Raw genomic sequence first — 23246 nt, forward strand, 5'->3', positions numbered from 1 at the left:
TTAGAATGAAAGTCTTAGAAGTGAAACAATTGACGAAAACCTTTGGTAAGGTGCAAGCACTTGATGGTGTCGATTTAGCTGTGAATAAGGGAGAAGTTTATGGATTTATTGGTCCAAATGGTGCTGGTAAATCGACAACGATACGGATTTTATTAGGGTTGTTGAAGCCAACATCAGGTTTTGCACGTCTTTTCGGTAAAGATGCTTGGGAGGATGCAGTCGCTATTCATAAACGTATTGCCTATGTACCAGGAGATGTTAATCTTTGGCCGAATTTAACAGGGGGAGAAGTAATTGATCTGTTTTTAAAAATGCGTGGCGTACGCGTAGATCAGTCAAGAAAAGCACGTTTAATGGAGCAGTTTGATTTTGATCCAACAAAAAAATGCCGCACGTATTCAAAAGGGAATCGGCAAAAAGTCGCCTTGATTGCAGCTTTTGCAGCTGATGCAGATTTATATATTCTTGATGAGCCCACGTCAGGCCTTGATCCACTAATGGAACGTGTTTTTCAACAATGCGTATATGAAGCAAAGAAAAAGGGCAGCAGTGTGCTACTTTCCAGTCATATATTATCAGAAGTTGAGCGTTTGTGTGATCGTGTGGCTATTATACGGCAAGGGGAAATTATCGAATCGGGTTCACTAGCATCTTTACGCCATTTAACACGGATTCAATTAACAATTGCAACGAAAGAGGTAGTACCTGATTTAGATAGTCAACCAGGTGTTCATGATTTTAAAATAGAAAACCAACATTACGTGTTCCAAGTGGACGCTGATCAGCTTGACGAGATGGTTCGTTATGTTAGTCAGTATGGTGTTGTTAACTTAGAAAGTGCTCCACCGACATTAGAAGATTTATTTATGCGTCATTATCAAGGGAGTACAAGCGGAGGAGGGGGTCAATAATGGCTAACCAACCTAATTATCAAACGGGTCTTATTTTCCGTTTTCTGTTTAAACGTGAAGTGGTAAAGCTGCTCGTTTGGATTGTGCCAATTGTAGCGATGACCGTTACCATTGCATTGGCATTTAATGGTTTATATGAGACACAAGAAGAGCGTCAAGCTTTGGCTGAAACGATGGAAAACCCAGCGATGAAAGCCTTAGTAGGACAGGGATATGGCTTGGATAATTATACAGATGGCGCAATGTTAGCGCATCAAATGTTACTGATGACGGCAGTAGTCGTAGCGATTATGAGTATGTTACTAATTGTAAGACTAACACGTGCTGATGAAGAAGATGGGCAACTCGAAATGCTTAGAGCTTTACCGATGGGGCGTCTCGCTCAAACGAATGCGGCACTGTTCGTTCTCGTGATTACTAATATTGTATTAATGCTAATAACAGCTGTCTCACTTACTGCGTTAGGTTTGGATTCAATTGACTGGGCAGGTTCATTGCTATATGGATCAGTACTAGGGACAACTGGCTTATTCTTTGGAGCGATTACATTACTAGCTGCACAGCTTTCAGATAATACGAGGGGAACGATGATGCTTGGTTATTTGGTATTAGGTCTCTCTTATATGATACGATCGATTGGAGATTCAGGGAATGAGCTGTTATCATGGTTCTCGCCATTAGGTATTTTGTTAGGTTCTGAAGTTTATGTGAACAATTATTGGTGGCCGATACTTGTTATTGTTCTATTAGCTATCATCATTATCGCACTGGCTCTTTATTTGCAACAGATCCGTGATGTTGGTGCTGGTTTGCTTCCACAACGATCAGGGAGAAAAGCGGCTTCACCAATGCTCCAATCTCAAATCGGCTTGGCGTTACGTCTATTACGCACATCATTGATTGCTTGGATTATTGGGATGATGCTAATTGGTATAAGTTATGGTTCAGTATTAGGTGACTTAGAAGCATTTCTTGGTGAGAGTGAGGCGTTAATGGAAATAATTGGTGCGAGCGGTGATATGTCGATAACTGAGCAATTTATTTCAGTTCTATTGAAAATTATGGCTATATTCTCAACCATACCAGCTTTAGTCGTTTTTGTCCGTTTAAAAGGTGAAGAAAAGAAGGGACGGCTTGAGCATCTACTCGCAAAACCAGTTTCAAGAAAAAAAATGCTCGGTACGTATCTTGGTTTAAGCTTTTTAACAAGCATTGTCATGATGTTAGCTGGTATTATTGCTTTAGCTGGTATTGGTGTAACGGTAATGGACGTTGATATCTCATTTAACACATTAGTTGAAGCGCAACTTGTTTATTTACCAGCGGTATGGATATTAATCGGATTCGCGACTGCGTTATACGGTTGGTGCTATAAATGGTCAGGGTTTATTTGGTTGTATCTACTTTTTTCATTTTTAACGGTGTATTTAGGGGATTTACTTGATTTGCCGTCATTTATTTTGGGGCTTTCTCCGTATTATCATATACCTGAGTTACCTACCGATCAGTTAAGTTGGGTGGTAATGGTTGTGGCAACCGGAATGGCACTGCTCCTTTCACTTCTAGGTTTTCTAGGTTTCCAAAGGAGAGATATCGAGACTTAATGGAGAGAGTTTGAGGACAAAAATAAAAAAATAAGATCAAATGCGAATGATTCGTTTATTTAGTAAATAGATCATTCGCATTTACTATGCTGTATACTAATGATGCTAACCAGTAGATGAAATATGCGACACTCTAGCGGGAACAAATCATTTCGTTGGGGCGAGTAATCGCAGCCCCAGCCCGAGCTGAAGATCCATTGTGTGATCACACCGTGGAAGATTAGACTAAACCCGTCACCTCGTGTGACAACGTCTAATTGACCTACATCCTGTAGGCCCGAAGCCGTGCCCGCAGAAAGGACGTATATTTCCTCTGCGGGTATGCATTAAACCCACACATTCTAACATCATTTGTATTTACAGAATATATTTTTGTTGTATCTCGGCCCCTAATCATTCTTAAAAAGTTTTGGCTAAATCTTGAGCCTGTTGCTCAGCTTCGGTTTTAATGTCTTCTTTTCGATCTGGCATTTGGTCGTGGCCTTCAACAAATAGTCCTCGTAAGTCTTCAACACCAAAGAAAGTAAGGATGGTCTTGACGTAACGGTGTCCCATTTCTTTATCAGCACCAGGACCATGCGAGTAAACACCACCACTAGCTTGAATATGTAGCGCTTTTTTTCCTGCTAATAACCCAACAGCGCCTTGCTCTGTGTGTTTAAACGTTTTACCTGCTACCGCTACGGCATCGAAGTAAGCTTTTAAAATAGGTGGAATCGATAAATTCCATAAAGGTGAGGCAATCACGTACTTATCTGCTTCAATGAATTGAGAACATAAAGCATCTAATCGTTGTACTTTCTTCTGCTCGGACGCCGTTAATGCAGTAAAATCTGAGCCACTTTGTAATTTACCCCAGCCTGCAAATACTTCCGAATCAATATACGGAATGTAAGAGGCATAAAGATCGACGGTAATCACTTCATGCTCAGGGTTACTTTGTTGATATGCCTTAATAAACGTATCGCCAACGGCTTTACTGTATGACATTGAGGCATCATTAGGGTTCGCTGTAATATATAATACTGTTGTCATGTTATGACCTCCTTAATTAATAGTCTTAGTGAATTTTAACACTAATGAGTTACTTTTGTCTGTTTATTCATTAAAAAAGATTGCAAATTTTATCACAGATAATCGTCCGTAAAACCCCCACCTCAAAATAGAGAGTAGAGCAAATCCATTAGGTGGGCGATAACGGACGCTAATGTTCGGATTTACTCAACGAACCTGCAATCCGTGGATAAGAACGAAACCACCCGTAGTTTGAAAGTTCGTTTTATGAAAAAACATAGGATATTATTGTGCAAATTATGAAAGCGCTTGTATAATAGGTGTTAATAGATAAGAAGAATGGAGTTGTTTAGATGTATCTTGTTTTTGATATTGGTGGCACATTTATTAAATACACAACAATGAAACGATCTGGTGAACCAATTGATGAAGGAAAGTTTTCAACGCCGTATCAAGATGTTGAGGCTTTAATTGAAAAAATGGTAGCACTATATCAAGGTTTTCCTAATCAAATTAAAGGCATTGCGATAAGTTGCCCGGGAACGGTCGATGTTAATCAAGGAATTGTCTATCATGGGGGAGCATTAACCTATCTAGATGAGCAACCTCTTGCTAACAAGCTTCAACAACGATGCAACGTCCCTGTTTCAATAGAAAATGATGGGAAATGTGCAGCGTTAGCTGAGAAGTGGCAAGGTAGTGTGAAAGATTATCAACAAAGTGTTGTCCTTGTTTTAGGTACCGGTGTTGGCGGTGGTATCATTATTGATGGCAAACTGCACCGTGGCATACATTTAGAAGCAGGTGAGCAAAGTTATGTAATGGAACATTATGATCATGAGACAGGTAAAGCAACATTTGTTGGTAAAACTTGCTCGGCTTCAAGGATGGTAAATGAGATTGCTAAGCATAAAGGACTTGAGAAAAATGATGGTGAAGGTGTCTTTCAGTATATTAATAATCAAGATCCAGAAGCGGTCACTATCTTTAAACGTTTCTGTAAAAATGTTGCCGTTCAAATTTTAAATTTACAATACATTATTGATCCAGAGATCGTGGCAATTGGAGGAGGGATAAGTGTTCAACCTGCTTTATTAGCGGGAATAAAAGAGGCAATTGAGGTAATTAAAGCGGACAATCCTTTACATATGGCATCACCACATGTGGTAACTTGCCATTTTAGAAGTGCTGCCAATTTATATGGTGCCCTTTATCACCACCTGTTACAACACGCAAAATAACAAGTTTCAATAGTTGAATAAAAGTTGGCTATTATTGCATGAATAGTCTGGGACAAAACGATTAGGTCAAAGCCAAAGTTCTTTTGTCCCAGTTACTTAAGCTATCTATTATTTTTTTGTAAGAATTTATCTAATCCACGTTGTCGGAGCTTGCAAGCTGGACATTCGCCACAACCCGAACCACGAATACCTTGATAGCAGGTTAGTGTTTTGTCACGAACAAAGGTAAAGGCATCAAGACGATCTGCTAATTCCCATGTTTCAGCTTTATTCAACCACATAAGCGGCGTATGGATGACAAATTGTTGATCCATAGATAAGTTTAAAGTTACATTTAATGACTTTATAAACACATCTCGGCAGTCAGGATAACCACTAAAATCAGTTTCACACACGCCGGTAACAATATGTTTAGCTCCTATTTGGCTGGCATAGATGGTTGCAAAAGTAATAAATAACAAATTTCTTCCCGGAACAAATGTTGAAGGAAGTTCACCATCACTTCCCTCTGTGATCTCGATATCATCTCGTGTAAGGGCGTTAGGTGCAAGTTGATTAAGTAGTGACATATCTAATATACGGTGTTCTACGCCTAATTCCTGAGCAATCTCTTTTGCTACTTTTAATTCCTCTTGATGCCTTTGGTTATAATCAAAGGTAACGACTTCAACCTCCTTAAATTTATCGCGTGCCCAAAATAAACACGTGGTACTATCTTGTCCACCACTAAATACAACTATTGCTTTATCATTTTTCATCGCTATCATCCTTCTTTTGATTATTCACCCATATTTTAACACAAATATAGTCTTTGTTTATATGCATAACATTTACTTGAAATAGAGAAAGCAATGTGCTATTTTATAAAACAATATTAAAATTGACTTGCGGTTTTGGGAGGTGATTGAATGCGTGCTGTAACACTTGAACAATTGTTTCACCACCATATTGTCCAAAAATATGTTAATCGCTCAGGAATGGCACATGCGATTGATGTGGCAGAATGTGCGGTTGATATTGCCATGGAATCAGATGTGAATCCAGATCATGCAGCCAAGGCAGGTTTTCTTCATGACATTGGTCATTATCAGTGGTATCAGAATGGCGAGTGGGATTTTAATCAATATAAAGAAAATGATATTCACGCTATTAAAGGAGCAGAGCGTGCACATAAGTTGTTAATTCGTCAAGGCGAACAACGAAAAGATGCAAAAGCCATCGCATTAGCTGTATTACTTCATACAGACTCCTATTTACCAGAGGGTTTCTTAAAGCTAACCCCACTTCAACAGGTTGTTGTTCAAGCGGATACAAAAGTAGAAGAAGCTGGAGGCGCCCACCACTATCGGAAAATAACTGATCAACTCGCATTACAACGGATCACCAAATTGGATCAAAGAATTGAGTATTTACTTAACAATGATCGACAACCCCGAACATGAATGTTTAGCTCCTAATTCAGCGGGTAAACAGTTGGTAAATGCTTGTGTTTGTAAAAGGAGATGGATAATTTGGATCAAAATAAAGATGTAGAAGTGGAGAAAACCGAGAAAAAGACAGATCCTAGTAAGGTAGGCGTAGCCTTTATCAAATATGCTACTTATCTTATTATTTTCTTTGCTATACTATGGTTTGTGATTACTTATATTATGTAGGATACATCTATATTTTTTAAAATAATAATAAAGAAGAGCCTTGGACATAACTAAATATTGAAATGGAGTATCCGAACATTCTGAACAAAGCGAAGTGTTTTATCGAAGCGCTACATGTATCAGACATTAATGTTCGGATTTTTCTTATCTTGTTACTCTTTTGTCCCAGCCCCGTCTTTTTGGTAAGAAAGTGTAATATGAGCAAAAAATTAAAAATGTTAAGTACAAACTATCAGAAAAATACGCAGATTTGTTGATGGGTTAACTTTTCTAATAGGTTTTCACCATTAAATACTTTTTTGTTCTGCAAAGAGCTGACTAATTTTCACAATTGTCTGTACGGCTTTTTCCATGTGATCAATTGAAATGTACTCGTATTTCCCGTGAAAGTTCTCTCCACCAGTAAATAGATTAGGTGTTGGTAATCCCTTGAAAGAAAGTTGAGAGCCGTCTGTTCCGCCACGTATAGGTGCAATGATGGGATTAATACCAAGTGCCTTCATTGCGTTGGCAGCAATATCAACAATATGTTTAACAGGCTCAATTTTATCGCGCATATTGTAATATTGATCAGTTAATTCGAGATGAATGGATTGTTGACCATATTTCTGTTTGAACTCCATTTCGAGCTTAGTTAAGCGCTCTTTTTTACTCTGGAATGCCTGATGATCATGGTCACGAATAATATAATATAGCTTAGCCATCTCTGTGGTGCCTGTAAAAGATAAGAGGTGATAAAACCCTTCATATCCCTCTGTAAATTCAGGAGCCTGTTCAGCAGGAAGACGGTCATGAAATGCCATTGCTAACTTCATCGCATTAATCATCTTATTTTTTGCTGTACCTGGGTGGACATTGTTACCTTTAAAGGTTATTTTAGCCGCAGCAGCATTAAAACTCTCATATTGTAGTTCTCCAATTGGTCCGCCATCTACTGTATAAGCATAGTCAGCGCCAAATGCTTCCACATCAAATTTATGAGGTCCACGTCCAATTTCTTCATCTGGTGTGAAGGCAACTCGGATTTTGCCATGTTTGATCTCAGGATGATGCATTAAATACGCCATTGCGGTAAGAATTTCTGCAATACCTGCCTTATTATCTGCCCCAAGCAAAGTGGTCCCATCCGTAGTAATCAGTGACTGGCCTTGATAGTTTTTAAGTGCTGGATAGTCAGATACGCGCATGACAATTTGATCGGTGTTGTTAAGGACGATATCTTCACCATCATAATTTTCTATGATTTGTGGATTTACATTTTTTCCGGTAAAGTCAGTAGCTGTGTCAAGGTGGGCTAAAAAGCCGATCGTTGCAAGTTTCTGATCTGTATTGGCTGGTAAAGTAGCCATGACGTAGCCGTGCTCATCTAGTGTAACTTCTGTCATACCAATAGCCTTTAACTCCTTAACGAGTTGTTTGGCTAATTGCCATTGCCCTTCAGTTGAAGGGCAAGTGGATATGTCCTCGTTAGACTGTGTATCGATCTTGACATAAGAAATAAAACGATTCACCATGGTTTGTCTCATCAATTTCAACTCCATATATAGATATAATTTTATTTTACCATACCTTTGTTTTCATCCATAATACTTGAAATTTTGTTGTATAACGAGCTTAATAAAACAAATTTTCAATCAGTAGGGTTTGCGCTCTGCTCTCACTGATTGGTCGTTGGGTGAATCCGAACATGAGCGTCCGTTAGCTCTCGCTATAGATGATCTGTTCTCTATTTTGAGGCGGGCGTTTACGGACGGTTATCTGTGATAAATATTAAATAAACGGGCATAAGGATCGGTTTCCTTAACGATATGATGCTGCGTGTTGGCTTTATCAGCCCATCTTATCGCGGAGGCAGCGAAAAATAAAATAGAAGAACAGAGTAATATAAAGGTTAACAGCCCTACTATCATTATTAAAAACCCCTTTTGATTGATTTGAATTCATCATAATTGATGAAACGCATTTCAGATCAAGAGGTTTTTAAAAAGGGAGGAAAACTTGAGCAAGCAACGTCTTGATTATGTTCAAACAACTTATGATACAATGGAAGCACTAGAAGATTATTGCTACGAGTTGCAGGTTCTGTAGGTGAGATGCTGATTCCAATCTTACATCCAAACCCTGATCGCACCTTGGTTGAGTCGGGCATTGCATTGGGGAAAGCGATGCAGGTTGTTAATATTATTCGAGATATTGGTGCCGATCAAAAGCTTGGTAGACGATATATCCCGCTTGAAATAATGAAAAAGCATCATTATACTGAGTTACAATGGGAACAAAAAGTGATTAATCATGCTTTTCAAGCTATTATTGGTGATTTAACCGATCAAGCGGATCAAACTGAAGGGTTGTTATATGTTGATCATTACCCAGACAAGAGTGCTTTAACCTTAAGATTGGCTACTAGTTATTATCAAGAAATTATTAAAGTTGTGAAAGAAAATCGATACCAAGTTTTTCATAAACGTGCGATTGTTACAAATCAGCGAAAAGCTAAATTGCTAATGATGTTGACTAAATAGTTAAAAAAGGGAGTTTTATTGATGGGAAGTGAAATTAACAAACGCAAAGCTGAGCATATTACTTTATGTTTAACAGATCAAGTGGAAGGAAAAGGGGTTACTTCAGGGATGGAATCGGTCCGTCTTGTTCATAATGCCTTACCGGAAATTGATTTTAATAATATTATGTTAAACACTTCTTTTTTAGGTGCTCCTATCGCAACGCCCTTTTTAATTAGTTCAATGACAGGCGGTGCGGAGCAAGCTGGAGAAATTAACAAACATTTGGCAACTGCTGCAGAAGAACGAGGCTGGGTTTTTGCTTTAGGTTCAACGCGCGCCTTAATTGAAAAAGAAAGTTTCCGTGAATCTTTTCAAATTCGTAAATATGCACCTACAATACCGATTGTTGCCAATCTAGGTGCGGTTCAATTGAATTATGGATTTTCTGCTGAACAATGCAAAGACATCGTTAATATGACCGGATCGACAGCGCTAGTGCTCCATTTAAATTCAATTCAAGAAGTTATCCAAACCAATGGTGATACGAACTTTGAGAACTTGTTACCTAAGATAGATCAACTAACAAAAAGCCTTGAAATTCCTGTCGGCATTAAGGAAGTGGGCTGGGGCATTGATGGACAAACGGCTAAAAAACTTAAAGATGTCGGTATCCAATTTATTGATGTTGCTGGTGCTGGAGGGACGTCTTGGAGCCAAGTTGAAAAACTACGATCGAACGATTCTATTCGAAAGGAAGCAGCTGAGGCTTTTGTTGATTGGGGCATCTCTACCGTTGAAAGCTTAGTCTCGATTAAAGAAAAGGTGAAAGGTTGCCCACTTATTGCAAGTGGAGGGATGCGCACAGGCGTAGATGCAGCTAAAGCGATGGCGCTAGGCGCAAGTCATGTTGGGTTTGCCCGCTCTATTTTGAAGCAAGCAACGACTTCGACTGAGGCGGTGCTAAATGTAATGGAGACACGTGAACTTGAATTAAAAATGGCTATGTTTGGACTTGGTATAAAAACAATTGAAGAGTTAAAACAAACAGACCGTGTGCTTCTAACATAAATGTAAAACAATGCCCTAACTCGCTTGTGATATAATAAGTGATGTTAGGGCATAAAATATGTCCTTTACATAGGATAATTCTTTTTGAGTAATGATGAGTAATCAATATATCGCTTCAAAAGTAGGGGGGATGAGGGATGGAATTTTTAATAAATGCTAATCAGCTCTATGATCAGATTTCTGAAGTCGTAATTATTGACACGCGTTTTGAGTTGCTTAATCCAGAGAAAGGGTATCAAATGTATAAGCAAGGTCATATTCCTGGTGCTCAATACTTTGGCTTGAATCAAGATCTGTCTGCGAGACCACTTGAACATGGTGGGCAACATCCGCTACCAGATTCACACGCGTTTTTAGATAAATTAAGTCAAGCAGGTATCAGCAAAGATACAACAGTAGTTATTTATGATCAAGGTAATGCGATGTTTGCGGCTCGGTTGTATTGGTTGCTTGACTACTATGGTCATGAAAAGAAATATATTTTGGATGGTGGTTATCAAGCTTGGACAGACCAAGGTTTCCCAAGTACATCTATCGTTAAGAGACCCGTAAAGCAACCTTACCAAGCTGAAGTAAACCAAGCAATGGTTGTTAATATTGATGATGTGAAACAACAACGCCATAGCGATGCGAGTATTCTGATTGATGCACGCGCTAAAGATCGTTATTTGGGTTTGACTGAACCGTTATATCATAAGGCAGGTCATATTCCGGGTGCTAAATGTTTTGAGTGGACAGCTGTGTTAAATGAGGACGGAAAATGGCGATCTAAAGAGGAGCTTAACAACTATTTTGGTGATTTGGATCCGAATAAAGAAGTGATTCTATCTTGTGGATCTGGCGTATCTGCATGTATGAATTATTTAGCATTAACTGCTTTAGGCTATAAAAATATTAAATTATATCCAGGAAGTTATAGTGATTGGATTTCTTATCCTGAGTTACCTGTAGAAACAGGTGGCAATTGAGTTGCATTAGCGATTTTTTTCGTAATAAATGATTGTCAGCCATTCAAAAAAGATAGAATCTGTATTTGCAATAGGCATTCTATCTTTTTTCGTATCCACCATTTTTCTTAAGATTTAACGAATAAAAATGTACCGAGTTGTATCAATATGTGTTATAATAGTCGGCATAAATTCAGAAAATTTAAAAAGAGGAACGCTGAGGGGAGCAAGATTTATGAAGAAGAAGCTATGGTTTATGTTGACAAGTATATGTCTGTTATTAGTAGTGACAGCATGTGCTACCGACACAGGAGAAGAGGGTGATGAACAGACATTTAAAGTGGGAGTATCACAATTTGTTGAACATCCATCATTAGATGCAGCTTATCAAGGATTTCAGGCTGCCATAGAAGATGCAGGGTTAAATGTTGAATATGATATACAAAATGCTCAAGCAGATCAAAGCAACACGGCAACGATTGCCCAAAACTTTGTTGCTGATAATGTAGACTTAATATTTGCTAATGCGACACCGAGTGCACAGTCGGCTTTACAGGCCACCAATGATATTCCAATTGTTTTCACCTCAGTTACAGATGCTGTCGGAGCAGGACTTGTAGAAGCGATGGATCAACCTGGTGAAAATATTACAGGTGTAATGGATATGCACCCGGATGCTATTATAGAGACAGTTAACTTCATTGACACTTATTTTGAAGGTGCAACGATCGGTGTTATTTATAATGCTGGTGAACAGAACTCAGTTACACAAATTGAACATGTAGAGGCAGCGGTTGAAGACACTGATTTAAGTATAGTGGATCGTACGGTTTCAACTTCAGCTGATGTGCAACAAGCAGCTACATCACTAGTTGGGGAAGTAGATGTGATCTATATTGTAACAGATAATACGGTGGTATCAGCACTAGAGACCGTTGTTAGTGTTGCCAATGATCAAGATATCCCACTTATTGTTGGAGAGCCTGATTCCTTAGAACGTGGTGGTTTTGCTACATTTGGTATTGACTATTATACGATTGGTTATCGCACAGGTGAGATGGCCGTAGATATTCTGACTGGAGAAAATACACCTAATGAAATTGATGTGGAATACCCACCTGAAATGCAACTTTTTATTAATGAAGAGGCAGTAGAAGAACAAGGTGTCGAATGGCATAGTGATTGGGACGAATTAGCTGAAACAAATTAGAGCTTAAGATTTAACCGACTCATGTACCAATAGACATGGTCGGTTTTCTCATATTATTATTATTAATACTGATGATATCGGAAGAACCGTTTTTCTAAAAATAAAAAGAAACATAAATAAATACCCTTAGTGAGTTCGGTTGCTCTTGCGGCCAATTGTGCAGAGGGTGAAAATAATGTTGAATTTTTAAATGACAGAAGGGGAGTAAGAACGTGTTTATTTCAATTTTTGGTGCCATCGAAGCAGGAGTTATATACGCTATTATGGCACTTGGGGTGTACTTATCATTTCGAGTGCTAGATTTTCCCGACTTAACGGTTGATGGTAGTTTTGTTACGGGGGCAGCAGTTGCTGCTATTGCGATTACAAATGATGTATCCACTGTTTTAGCGACAACGCTAGCTTTAATAACAGGTTTTATTGCTGGAAGTGTGACCGGCTTGTTGAATACAAAGGGGAAAATTAACCCGCTATTATCTGGTATTTTAATGATGACTGCTTTGTATTCAATTAATCTAAGAATTATGGGTCAATCAAACATTCCCTTACTTAATCAATCAACAGTGTTCACTAGATTAAGTGAAATCTGGAGTGGCTTAGGAATTGATTCAGCCTTGAATCAAGGATTATCCGCTATTGGGGCCAGCTCTCTACCAAGAACGTGGTCTATTCTCATCGTAATGTTAGTGGTGACACTGGTGATTAAGTTCATAACGGATTATTATTTAAAAACAGAAGTTGGATTGGCGCTACGTGCAGCAGGCGATAATGAAAAGATGATTCGAAGTTTTTCGGCGAATACAGATTATTTAAAGATTATGGGCTTAGGCTTGTCGAATGGTCTTGTCGCATTGTCTGGCGCATTGTATGCCCAATATGTAGGATTTGCTGATCTTAATATGGGAGTGGGGATGATTGTCGTGGGTTTAGCTTCTGTTATCATTGGTGAATCGATTGTCGGAACAAAAAGTATTATGCGTACGACATTTGCGGTTATCTTAGGTGCTATTCTTTACCGTATTGTTATTGCATTAGCCTTGCGTTCAACCTTTTTGGATGCGAATGATACAAAGCTAATTACATCTGTATTAGTTATTCTGGCGCTTGTTATTCCTAAATTAATCTCAACACATAAAGAAAGTAAACGGAAGCGGCGTAAACGTATAGCACTCCAACAACGTGCGAAAGGAGAGGTCTAAATGTTAGAAGTAAACGATATTTCGCTAACGTTTAATGAAGGCACACCAGATGAAAAACAGGCTTTACAAGATATTAATCTGAAACTAAGTAAAGGTGAGTTTGTTACGGTGATTGGCAGTAATGGTGCGGGCAAATCAACATTAATGAATATTATATCAGGTGCGTTATTACCTGATGTCGGTGATGTGCAAATTAATGAAAAAAAAGTGACGATGATGCCTGAATATAAACGATCTCGATATATTGGACGTGTTTTTCAAGATCCAATGGCCGGTACATCTCCAACCATGACGATTGAGGAAAACCTAGCGTTAGCCTATTCACGGGATAAAAAACGTTCGCTCCGACCAGGTGTAAATAAAAAGCGACGAGACTTCTTCAAGACAGCCTTAAACAGCTTACATCTTGGACTAGAGGATCGATTAAGTGCTAAAGTCGGCTTGTTATCAGGTGGTGAACGTCAAGCTTTATCATTGCTGATGGCGACCTTTACTAATCCAGATATACTACTTCTGGACGAGCATACGGCTGCACTAGACCCGTCGCGTGCAACACTTATTACCAACTTGACGCGTGAAATTGTTGAAAAGACACAATTGACCACGTTGATGATTACCCACAATATGCAACAAGCTTTAGAGCTTGGTAATCGTTTGATTATGATGGATAAGGGGCAAATCATTCTCGATATTGCGGGAGAAGAAAAGCAAGCATTAACGATTGAAAAGCTGCTTCATGAATTTCAACGGATTCGTGGTGAGCAATTGGGTGATGACCGTGCTATACTGGGATAGCGATGTAATTAAGTTGAAAGAAGGGAAGTAATCATGGAGTACGGTTTTGCAGATCGCGTCCGTTATTTTGATTCATCGGCGGTACGGGATATTTTGAAGGTTGTTAATAAAGGGAATGTCATTTCTTTTGCAGGAGGTTTACCTGACGAAGGGCTTTTTCCTGTTGAAGCTGTTGAGCAGGCATTCTCTAAAGCGATTAGATCGGGTAATAAAGCTCTCCAATATGCTGAAACAGAAGGTTTATTGCCGTTAAGAGAGCAACTATCTGCACGTATGAAAAAAAAGGCGATCATACGTAAAGCTGAGGATATTTTAATTACCTCAGGATCACAACAAGCGATTGATTTGTTTTCCCGTGTTATGTTTAATCCAGGCGATGTTATCTTAACAGAAGATCCAACCTATTTAGCAGCGTTACAAGTTTTTGCTTCTTATGAAACAAAGGTAGTTGCGGTAGCGTCGGATCATGAAGGTATGATAGAAGAGGATCTTGAAGAGAAGATTAAAAAACTAAAACCTAAATGCATTTACGTTGTGCCAACTTTTTCTAATCCTGATGGGAAAGTTTGGTCAAAAGTGCGCCGTGAAATGTTAGTCAAACTTGCAAAGAAATATCAAGTCGTAATTATGGAAGATGATCCCTACGGTGATATTCAATTTGATCCAGCTGCGATCCCTGATAGCTTGGCTGCGCTAGATATAAATAATACGTGTGTTGTCTATACGAGTACCATTTCTAAAACGGTGGTACCAGCTATGCGTCTCGGTTGGATAACAGGTCCAAGTCCAATTATTCGTTTAATTACTCAAGCTAAACAGGCTGCCGACTTGCATACAAATTCGATTAGCCAACATGCACTGATGCATTTATTCAATGACTATGACCTCGATCGTCATATTGAAACGATCCGTGCTACTTACTATGAACGGATGCTGATAATGAAACGTTATTTAGATGAAGCTCAAATTCCAGGATTAAGCTATTTAGAGCCTAAAGGAGGGATGTTCTTCTGGATTACTTTACCAGATCATATCAATCCTTCAACATTATTAAATGTGGCTGTTGAACAAGGTGTTGCTTTTGTTCCAGGCAGACCTTTTTATATTAGTGGGGAAGAGCAATCAACGATGCGTTTGAACTTCACTAATGCTTCACCTAATCAGATAGAAAAAGGAATGGAACGATTAATTAAGGTATTAAAGCTTGTCCATGTTTAGGCGTTAGCGAATGGTTGTACTTTTTAGAAAAGAAGATATGCGTTTTTAGAGGAGTAATAAAATTTAAGTGCGACCATATGTTGTTTATCACAGATAACCGTCCGTAAAACGCCTGATCTCCATTGTTTATAATTTATGGCGCTAACGGACGCTAATGTGCTGATTCACTCAGCTAACCCTCCGTGGATGAAGAGCGAAAACCTCCACTGATTAAAGGTTCGTTTTATCGAGAACCCTTGGCTACTGAAATACATAACGCTTTCCTAGGGCACAACCGTCGCTCATTTTCAGAAAAAAGTGCTTCTGAAAATGAAGCTTCAGTTTGTGCTCTTCTCCCAAGGTGTCTATGTGTTATTTATTAATCTTCATAACCAAGCAGTTTCTTCCATAGTGGTCTTTTTTGATTGACCTGTTCCTTTGTATCATCATCGATAAGCGGTTCTTTTTCATTTAGAAATATTTCATCATGATTGACGGCATAATCATAACAGAGGACGAGCCCATAGGCGGATTGGTTGTTTTTCTCATCAACAAGGGTGTAATCTGTATCATATTTTAAAGCAAGCCGCCGATAAGGTGTGAGCTTATCTAATAACATTTGTCCATTCAATAATAATTTAGCATCAGAATGTGAACGAAGTTTATCATCAAGTTCTTGAACCCCTACTCCTTGTTTAATTTGTTCAACGGTAAGAACAAAAACAGCGCGTTCTCGTAAACTTCCTAGAAACAGTCTTCGCTCATCGGGCTTCGTTTGTTGAGCACCATAGATACCTTCATTTAAATAATCGTCTATATTTTTTGGCATATTTGTTCACCTCGCCTATAGTATACCAAATTCAAGGATTAAATATAAAATAAACCTTTAATTAGTGGAGGTTTTCGCTCTTCATCCACGGAGGATATCTGTGATAAATAATGGTTAACAAAGAATATAAAAAACGAAGACTTATTTAAAGTCTTCGTTTTTTATAGCAACAATATTAACTGTTATTTACTATCATCAACAGGGTAAACCCCATTTTCATCATGAACTTCAAGGCCAGATAGTGCTGGGTTGAATACACAAACCATTCGCATATCGGTTTTTGCTCGAAGGAGATGTTCATCGTTTTTATCTAGAGCATAAAGTTGATTCGTTTTAATTGGCCATACTTTATTATCACTTAGCGTAACGACTTCACCTTCACCTTCAATGCAGTATACAGATTCTAAATGATTTTGATACCAAATATGTGTTTCGGTGCCTGCTTTAATAATCGTATCATTGACCGAATAGCCCATGTTATCTTTTTTCATAATGAGGCGGCGACTAATCCAATTACCACCATCAACTTCATGTTCTGTACCTAATACATCTTCTAACGATACCACTTTCATTTCAAATGCCCCCTCTTATACTGGTTGTACTTCTGTCTCTAGCACGTTAGTTACACTTTTTTCAATAATAGCAAGTCCTTGATCCAAGCCTTGGTCGTCAATGGTTAAGGCAGGAAACAGTTTAAAGACTTCGTCATTCGGTCCAGCGGTTTCCATAATCAGCCCGTATTCAAAAGCTTTAGCAGCAATCTTTGCTGATAAGCCGTCAACTTCAGATGCGACACCAACCATTAATCCACGTCCTCTTACTTCTCCTTTGAGTTCTGGATATTTTTCGACAAGCTGATGTAAGAAGTCATGTGTTTTGGCCGATTTCGCTTTAATATTATTTGTTAATTGATCGTCCTTCCAGTAATCAAGTGCTGCTGTTGCGGTTATAAAGGCATGATTATTGCCGCGAAAAGTTCCGTTATGTTCACCCGGTGCAAAGATATCTATGTCAGGCCGAATTAATGTAGCGGCAAATGGTAAACCGTAACCACTTAAAGATTTAGACATACAAATAATATCGGGCTTAATTCCGGCAGGTTCAAAACTAAAGAATGATCCTGTACGCCCTACACCAGCCTGTACTTCATCGATGATTAGTAAAATACCCCACCGTTTACATAACACTTCAATTTTCTTAATCCAACTAAGACTAGCAGCATTAATACCGCCTTCTCCTTGAACGGTTTCTAAAATCATAGCAGCTGGTATGGCTACGCCACTTCCATTATCCTCTAAGAATCGCTCGATATAGTCAATGGAATCTTGATCATCTACATAATTATCATAAGGCATTGTCACCACATTTTGTAATGGGATACCGGCACCTTTACGCTTCATTGCATTTCCTGTGACGGATAATGAACCGATGGTCATACCATGAAATCCATTAGTGAAACTAATGACATCTGTTCGTCCTGTGACTTTTCTTGCTAATTTCAAAGCGCTCTCTACGGTGTTCGTTCCAGTGGGTCCAGGAAACATAATTTTATAATTCATATCTCGAGGTTTCAAAATAATATCATTAAAAGCTTTCAGAAAAGTTGCCTTGGCATCTGAAGCCATGTCTAATGAATGGGTAATACCGTCACTAACAATATAATCAATGAGTTTTTGCTTCATGTGTTCATCATTATGACCATAATTAAGTGCTCCAGCGCCTGAGAAGAAGTCAATATATTCCTGTCCAGAATTATCCCACATTTTATAGCCTTTTGTTTTTGTAAAGATAGTTGGAAAATTTCTAACATAACTACGTACTTCTGACTCTAAATTTTCAAACACTTTCATATCTTCTGACATTTTCATTGCCCCCTAAGTCATTGTTATTCTCTTTTATCGGTCCAATTCTAAATTTGAGTTCTTCCTCATACTCGCTGTTCGGGAATAAGTCTTCTGTAAAAAAGGATTGAATATTGCAAACGGCTTGGTGGTGATATGCAAACTTTTTAAATAAAGCTTGTGATGTTTTGTTAGAAGGTGTGATTGTAGCTTCAATATAGTAAACACCTTTGTCTCTTACTTGATCCATTAAGGTTGTTAATAGAGAAGAACCTATTCCTTTCCCGCTATATTTTGGATCAACTCCAATTTGCCAGACGAATACAGTGTCGGGTTGTTTAGGAGGGATAAATCCAGTAATGAGACCAATTACTTGCTGATCAATTTTAGCCACTACACACGTATCGGTGAAATAATGGCTCATCATAATGTATTTGTATGCAGAATTATCATCGAGTGTTGTTTGATTGACAAGCCTCCACATTTGTTTACCATCATCTGGGTTGGGAGACGAAAATTCGATCTTTTGATTAATCATGATCTACTCCTTTCTTTGTCAGATATCATAACAAACTCACACGTTAATTATCATAATACGAAACACAGATTAGCTCAAACAAGATTAAACTTGATAATGAAGTGTTATTAATGATAAAACATGATGATTACCATTGATTAAGCATATAGTTAGGATTTCGGCTAAATCATTAAAGATTCTCGTATTTATGGAAAATTTGGTTACTTTACCGTTTTCATCTTGTAAAATACTCGAATATTTCAGATAATTAAGTAATAATACGAATAAGAATGATTACTGGAGTGATTAATAAAGATGATTTATTTAGAGGATGTTGGCTTATTAAGAGAAGGGAAATGGATATTAGAGGATATAAACTGGTCAGTAAAAAAAGGTGAGCATTGGGCGATACTAGGGTTAAATGGTGCGGGTAAAACGGCATTGTTACATATGTTAAGTGCATACTATTTTCCTACAGCGGGTGTTATGAAAGTGCTTGATCGCTGTTTTGGTAAAGACACACTCGGTGAAGAATTAAGGCGGGATATTGGTCTTGTCTCGCAGACCCTCCAATCAAGATTTTATGAGAGTGATAGTGCTTATCAAATTGTATTAAGTGGAGGATTTGCCTCAATTGGCTTATATGAGACACCGACAGATAAGATGCGAGAGCGAGCAAAGCAATTATTAAAACAGTTAGGGTGTTTTGATTACGCGAACCGATCTTTCTACACGTTGTCTCAAGGTGAACGTCAACGTGTCATGATTGCCCGAGCATTAATGGATGAGCCTAAATTACTTATTTTAGATGAGCCAACCAACGGTTTAGATTTTTTGGCGAAGGAACAATTACTTGAGGCGGTCGATCAAATTGCCTCTATGGACCGCGCACCAACTATTCTTTACGTGACGCATCACGTTGATGAAATCATACCGATCTTCACAAACACTTTAATGTTAAGGGAGGGGAAAGTATTTCATAGTGGTCTAACGAAACAATTGGTAACGGCCCCTGTTTTAAGTGCCTTTTTTAATACGGAAGTTGTCGTGTCAGAGCTAAATAATCGTGTGCAAATTTGGAAAAAGTAATCAAATGCTTTGTCACGTCATACCTGTCTTGCATAAACTAACTAAAAAGAGGGAAAGAAAGGCAGGTGGACTAATGTGGTGACAGGTTTTGAGTTCTTCCTAGTTATTATCGCTACCTTTCGCTTGATGCGTTTGCTTCGTTATGATTTTATTTCGAGTAAATTAAGAAACTATTTACTTGAGGAGCGGGAACAACCGCTAGGAGAAGATCATATAGAGGTCACCATAAAGGGGAGAGGGACAGGAGCTCGTTATTTTTTTGGTGAGCTTTATGCCTGTCATTGGTGTGTTTCAATATGGTCAGCTATCTTTTTATTAGTGGGTTTATATTATTTCCCCGCTTTTTTTCAATGGCTAATCACTATTTTAAGTATAGCAGGGCTAGCGAGCTATCTTCAATTTATCGTTGAATATCTGGATCGTTAATGAGGTCTATTCAACTTAAAACAATAAACATACGGTTATAGAAGCGCATTCGCTAGAAAGGTAAGCGAATGCGTTTTTAAAAAGGATGATAAAATGAACCTTCAATCCGTGGGCGTGGCTTGAGCTAACTTTGCCCAGTCAAAACCACTTGAGGAGTGATCTTTGCGACTCAAGTTAGCTGAAGCCATCCCCGCGAAAAGAGAATCCGTTGTTTTTCGGAACGAAATAACGTGCAAAACGTATGAGAAGGTCGCATGCGGCTCATCCATGCAGAAGTAAAGTCAACGCGCCTATTGAATACCGAGTCTATTGAACACGATTAAGGTTAAATGATTATTTCAGTGTGCGAAAGTTGAGTGGTTTATTTTTTATGACTTTTTTTTTGCCGCATCCACATCCTCCTGATCGTTTGACAGGTGTTGCTTTGATCACTCTTCTCTTTGCCATCTTTTCCCCTCCCTTAAACGTAACATACTATTATAATACGTTTAAGTTCGGATATTGGTATGGGGAGGCGCACATGAGATTTTCAAGCTAATGATGTGTTATGCCAAATAAGTCTCTTAACTTTCTCAATATAAGATGAAAGGGTTTCTCTATCTTTATTTTTTCTTCAGTAAATGATTCTTGGTCAATATTAGTCTGAGTGGGTTCGTTTTCAGTAGTAGGTTCCGGCGCTTCAGGCTGAGCAATTTGTTGACTGGGTTCCTGATTATTGCTTTGGTTTAGAGGTTTTTCGATAGGATAATCTTCTAAGATTTTTTTCATTTGTTTTTCTTTTAGCTTTTCTAAGACTTTCTTTTTATTATAGTAAAATCTTGGTGTAGTTACGGCTTGATTTTGTTGTTCTTTTTTTATAGGTAATAGGTAGGCGTTTTGATAAGATTGAAGATCTTGAAAGTTAAAAAGTTTAGGCGTCTCTTTGTTACCATTCCCCTCGTTATCAATTATTTCATCATGATTAACAGGGTGAGTTGCTTCCTCAGTTGAATCGGTCTTTTTTTCGGTTGTTTCAAACATAATCCACTCCACCTCCTTTAAATGGGATTCTAAATCAGAATGCGACAGGATCGTGATTAACTGATTAAATGCCTTTATATGAAATATTAACGAATCAATAACATGAGATTCAATTATTTCTTTCGTTATTAAGGATTCTTTTTCTTTCAATGTATCTTGTAAACTGTTCATCTTATTTTCTTGCTTATTCAGCTGCTCAACGAGTTGTGTATTTTTCTCGATTTGTTGATTAAGTGCTTTAACGACCTCATGATATTTGTGTTGGAGTGTACTATATGCATGGCTCAAATCATTTGCTTGATAACTTCTAATTATTTTTTGATAGCGCTCCTTTAAAGTAGGCCAATCCTCATTTACATCTTTCACTTTTATTCACCTCGGGCATTAGCATACATTATAATATATGCATGTTTTTAGCTTAGGTGTTTCATAAAGTTGAATAATGGTGAACAGATGCCCATTTTGAATAAAATGACCTGAAAATAGACTATCGCACAGAGCATAATAAGGTTATACACATATTTTGTTATTGAAATAAAAATAATCAGTAAAGGAGTAGAGCATATGTTAAATCGACCACCGCATCCCGAAGAAGAATTGCTTTGCTTTAATGCGGAGAAGGTTTATGACTGGGTTATTCTTCAAGAAACAGTAAATCAAAATGTACCAGCAGCTGATATCGGTGCCCTTGCTATTGATCCTTGTGGGCCAACCGTTAGCAATTTAGCAGTAAGATGCTATTTAATAGATCCAGCCACCGGAAATCCACTGCCACAAAATGCGGAAATTACTGTCGTTGAAACGGCGGATAGACAAGATCGCGAATTTATAATTGATGGTGTAGTAGTAGAATTGCAACGTGTTAGCTTTGAAAAGACATTATCGCTAGTTGTTGAATTTACTGGTTTTGACGGAACCACCCCATTTTTAGAAATATCTGATCCGATCGAGATTGAGATTCCTGAATCTGTTTTCTTATGTGCGCCAGAAGGTACACGGCTCGTTGTTCGGATTTCAGATGTAACCTGTAGTGCAACTGTAAACTGTGTTGCAACCGCATTAGAGAGTGTAGATATTTCTTTAAATGTATGCCAAAGCGTTCAATCTGTTGCAGATGTTACATTAGAATTAGAAGCAAGTTTCTGTGAGCCGCGTGATCTGTTAGCTGTTGATGAATGTCCGACCCCGGTTGTTCCACCACAATGTCCGGTTGTTTTTCCTGGGACATCGAAACCTTGTCCGCCTAAGAAATAGGTGAATTATTTGAGTTATTTTCATAAAAAGTGAAAATAGCTCTTTTTTTATCAAAGATAACCGTCCGTAACCGCCCACCCCAAAATAGATGGTAGAGGTAAATTTATTTTGGTGGGCGTTAACGGCCGCTAATGTCCTGATTCATTCAAATAACCATCTGTGGAAAAGGACGTGAAGTTTCGTTTTATATGTAAATAAAAAAGCGGATAGCGAGAAAGTTGAAAATTTCAATCCCGAAGAATGGTAAACACATTAACACGGATAACTTAAAAGGGTAAGGACAAGTTGTGCCTTTTAAATTACTGATCTGAATAGAGGTAAAAGCATTCATAATTAAAGTCATTCAACTATAAAATGTAATGGGGGTGTATAACAGTGGTATCATGGTTGGAAGTAAAGGGGAAACTAGAAGCTTTGGATCGTAGTTGGCAGGAGCTTTATGAAAAAGCATCAGATCATTCTAGTCAAAATGCTAGTTTAAATAAAGTTATCTCTTTTTTGGCTTCGTCAATTGATATATCAAATCAAAGCGACGAATGGTCTTGTATAAATATGAGTTATCATATACTTAATGGGACAGTCAAACCACTAGAAAACTTATTGATTTGCGTTAGGATAGATGCGTCTGTTCGTTATCAAATATCTGGAAAATACTTATTAGCTACGGATAGGGGAGGACAGCAAAAAATCAAAGCCAACTGGAAGCTCTTAGAAGATCATCATAATGAGGACGGCGAATATTGGTTTAGCTATTTGGGTGAGAAAGTTAATCGAGCAGATCGAGCTGAACCTTTACCTTTAACATTGACTTGGCCGGCTAAAGAGAAATATAGATTTAAAATAGATGCTTTCTATTATAGTAATAGGGATGAAGAAGGTTTACCAGTTGATAATCCTTTGTTACTAAATGTGACGAGTTAGGGGG

24 protein-coding genes are annotated in these 23246 nt (G+C 38.1%); 16 read left to right on the forward strand and 8 right to left on the reverse strand.

What is annotated here, in order from left to right; genetic code table 11:
• Nucleotides 1-5: 5 nt before the first annotated feature.
• Together JOE23_RS16615 and JOE23_RS16620 are read left to right on the forward strand one after the other, a co-directional pair.
• Nucleotides 6-911 carry an ABC transporter ATP-binding protein gene (locus tag JOE23_RS16615; RefSeq protein WP_017473552.1) on the forward strand — a complete coding sequence of 302 codons (906 nt, stop codon included), beginning with the start codon at nucleotides 6-8 and terminating at the stop codon, nucleotides 909-911.
• Nucleotides 911-2515, forward strand: a complete 1605-nt coding sequence (locus JOE23_RS16620; protein WP_204440341.1) for an ABC transporter permease — start codon at nucleotides 911-913, stop codon at nucleotides 2513-2515. The genes JOE23_RS16615 and JOE23_RS16620 overlap by 1 nt, the downstream gene beginning before the upstream one ends.
• Nucleotides 2516-2914: 399 nt before the next feature.
• On the opposite strand, the gene JOE23_RS16625 is transcribed toward JOE23_RS16620, so the two are convergent.
• Nucleotides 2915-3550 (reverse strand): FMN-dependent NADH-azoreductase, encoded by a 636-nt coding sequence (locus tag JOE23_RS16625; RefSeq protein ID WP_204440343.1) that lies wholly within the window; start codon nucleotides 3548-3550, stop codon nucleotides 2915-2917.
• Between the two features lie 332 nt (nucleotides 3551-3882).
• Here JOE23_RS16625 and JOE23_RS16630 point away from each other — a divergent pair, with 332 nt between their 5' ends.
• On the forward strand, nucleotides 3883-4770 hold the full coding sequence (locus JOE23_RS16630; RefSeq protein ID WP_204440345.1) for an ROK family protein: 888 nt from the start codon (nucleotides 3883-3885) through the stop codon (nucleotides 4768-4770).
• Nucleotides 4771-4871: 101 nt separating this feature from the next.
• Here the strand turns inward: JOE23_RS16630 and queC are convergent, their stop codons facing one another.
• Entirely contained in the window at nucleotides 4872-5528 is a 657-nt protein-coding gene (queC, locus tag JOE23_RS16635; protein WP_204440355.1) for a 7-cyano-7-deazaguanine synthase QueC, read from the reverse strand.
• Between the two features lie 150 nt (nucleotides 5529-5678).
• Between queC and JOE23_RS16640 the strand changes: the two genes are divergently transcribed.
• Both JOE23_RS16640 and JOE23_RS16645 read left to right on the forward strand, forming a co-directional pair.
• The gene (locus JOE23_RS16640; protein WP_204440357.1) at nucleotides 5679-6212 is read left to right on the forward strand and encodes an HD domain-containing protein; all 534 of its coding nucleotides are present in this window, start codon (nucleotides 5679-5681) and stop codon (nucleotides 6210-6212) included.
• 69 nt (nucleotides 6213-6281) lie between these two features.
• The gene (locus JOE23_RS16645; protein WP_204440362.1) at nucleotides 6282-6425 is read left to right on the forward strand and encodes a hypothetical protein; all 144 of its coding nucleotides are present in this window, start codon (nucleotides 6282-6284) and stop codon (nucleotides 6423-6425) included.
• 287 nt (nucleotides 6426-6712) lie between these two features.
• Here the strand turns inward: JOE23_RS16645 and pepT are convergent, their stop codons facing one another.
• Complete coding sequence (gene pepT / locus JOE23_RS16650) at nucleotides 6713-7951, reverse strand: peptidase T (protein WP_204440363.1); 1239 nt, start codon at nucleotides 7949-7951, stop codon at nucleotides 6713-6715.
• Between the two features lie 537 nt (nucleotides 7952-8488).
• On the opposite strand from pepT, the gene JOE23_RS16655 reads away from it, so the two are divergent.
• The 7 genes from JOE23_RS16655 to JOE23_RS16685 all read left to right on the forward strand — a co-directional run bounded on the left by JOE23_RS16655 (nucleotide 8489) and on the right by JOE23_RS16685 (nucleotide 15366).
• A complete protein-coding gene (locus tag JOE23_RS16655; RefSeq protein ID WP_204440364.1) occupies nucleotides 8489-8947 on the forward strand; it encodes a phytoene/squalene synthase family protein in 459 nt (152 codons plus the stop codon).
• A gap of 21 nt (nucleotides 8948-8968) precedes the next feature.
• Nucleotides 8969-9997 (forward strand): type 2 isopentenyl-diphosphate Delta-isomerase, encoded by a 1029-nt coding sequence (gene fni, locus JOE23_RS16660; RefSeq protein ID WP_204440367.1) that lies wholly within the window; start codon nucleotides 8969-8971, stop codon nucleotides 9995-9997.
• 137 nt (nucleotides 9998-10134) lie between these two features.
• Nucleotides 10135-10965 carry a sulfurtransferase gene (locus tag JOE23_RS16665; protein WP_204440369.1) on the forward strand — a complete coding sequence of 277 codons (831 nt, stop codon included), beginning with the start codon at nucleotides 10135-10137 and terminating at the stop codon, nucleotides 10963-10965.
• Nucleotides 10966-11179: 214 nt separating this feature from the next.
• Nucleotides 11180-12154, forward strand: a complete 975-nt coding sequence (locus tag JOE23_RS16670) for an ABC transporter substrate-binding protein (RefSeq protein ID WP_204440371.1) — start codon at nucleotides 11180-11182, stop codon at nucleotides 12152-12154.
• Between the two features lie 212 nt (nucleotides 12155-12366).
• Nucleotides 12367-13353, forward strand: a complete 987-nt coding sequence (locus JOE23_RS16675) for an ABC transporter permease subunit (RefSeq protein WP_204440373.1) — start codon at nucleotides 12367-12369, stop codon at nucleotides 13351-13353.
• Complete coding sequence (locus JOE23_RS16680; protein WP_204440375.1) at nucleotides 13354-14148, forward strand: ABC transporter ATP-binding protein; 795 nt, start codon at nucleotides 13354-13356, stop codon at nucleotides 14146-14148.
• A gap of 33 nt (nucleotides 14149-14181) precedes the next feature.
• Nucleotides 14182-15366 carry an aminotransferase-like domain-containing protein gene (locus JOE23_RS16685; protein ID WP_204440377.1) on the forward strand — a complete coding sequence of 395 codons (1185 nt, stop codon included), beginning with the start codon at nucleotides 14182-14184 and terminating at the stop codon, nucleotides 15364-15366.
• Between the two features lie 358 nt (nucleotides 15367-15724).
• On the opposite strand, the gene JOE23_RS16690 is transcribed toward JOE23_RS16685, so the two are convergent.
• The 4 genes from JOE23_RS16690 to ectA all read right to left on the reverse strand — a co-directional run bounded on the left by JOE23_RS16690 (nucleotide 15725) and on the right by ectA (nucleotide 18553).
• The gene (locus tag JOE23_RS16690) at nucleotides 15725-16174 is read right to left on the reverse strand and encodes a YueI family protein (RefSeq protein WP_204440379.1); all 450 of its coding nucleotides are present in this window, start codon (nucleotides 16172-16174) and stop codon (nucleotides 15725-15727) included.
• Nucleotides 16175-16356: 182 nt separating this feature from the next.
• Nucleotides 16357-16746, reverse strand: a complete 390-nt coding sequence (locus JOE23_RS16695) for an ectoine synthase (protein ID WP_204440381.1) — start codon at nucleotides 16744-16746, stop codon at nucleotides 16357-16359.
• Nucleotides 16747-16761: 15 nt separating this feature from the next.
• Entirely contained in the window at nucleotides 16762-18036 is a 1275-nt protein-coding gene (ectB, locus tag JOE23_RS16700) for a diaminobutyrate--2-oxoglutarate transaminase (protein WP_204440383.1), read from the reverse strand.
• Nucleotides 18011-18553, reverse strand: a complete 543-nt coding sequence (gene ectA, locus JOE23_RS16705) for a diaminobutyrate acetyltransferase (RefSeq protein WP_204440385.1) — start codon at nucleotides 18551-18553, stop codon at nucleotides 18011-18013. The genes ectB and ectA overlap by 26 nt, the downstream gene beginning before the upstream one ends.
• Before the next feature lie 294 nt (nucleotides 18554-18847).
• Here ectA and JOE23_RS16710 point away from each other — a divergent pair, with 294 nt between their 5' ends.
• On the forward strand, nucleotides 18848-19621 hold the full coding sequence (locus JOE23_RS16710; RefSeq protein ID WP_204440387.1) for an ABC transporter ATP-binding protein: 774 nt from the start codon (nucleotides 18848-18850) through the stop codon (nucleotides 19619-19621).
• A 78-nt stretch (nucleotides 19622-19699) separates the two neighbouring features.
• Nucleotides 19700-20047, forward strand: a complete 348-nt coding sequence (locus JOE23_RS16715) for a DUF1360 domain-containing protein (RefSeq protein WP_204440389.1) — start codon at nucleotides 19700-19702, stop codon at nucleotides 20045-20047.
• A gap of 534 nt (nucleotides 20048-20581) precedes the next feature.
• Here JOE23_RS16715 and JOE23_RS16720 read toward each other — a convergent pair.
• Entirely contained in the window at nucleotides 20582-21433 is an 852-nt protein-coding gene (locus JOE23_RS16720) for a hypothetical protein (protein ID WP_204440390.1), read from the reverse strand.
• 198 nt (nucleotides 21434-21631) lie between these two features.
• On the opposite strand from JOE23_RS16720, the gene JOE23_RS16725 reads away from it, so the two are divergent.
• Entirely contained in the window at nucleotides 21632-22321 is a 690-nt protein-coding gene (locus tag JOE23_RS16725; RefSeq protein ID WP_204440391.1) for a BMQ_0737 family morphogenetic spore coat protein, read from the forward strand.
• Between the two features lie 375 nt (nucleotides 22322-22696).
• Nucleotides 22697-23242 carry a hypothetical protein gene (locus JOE23_RS16730; RefSeq protein WP_204440392.1) on the forward strand — a complete coding sequence of 182 codons (546 nt, stop codon included), beginning with the start codon at nucleotides 22697-22699 and terminating at the stop codon, nucleotides 23240-23242.
• Nucleotides 23243-23246: the final 4 nt, after the last annotated feature.

It is taken from the genome of Amphibacillus cookii (assembly GCF_016908375.1).
Lineage (GTDB): Bacteria > Bacillota > Bacilli > Bacillales > Amphibacillaceae > Amphibacillus_C > Amphibacillus_C cookii.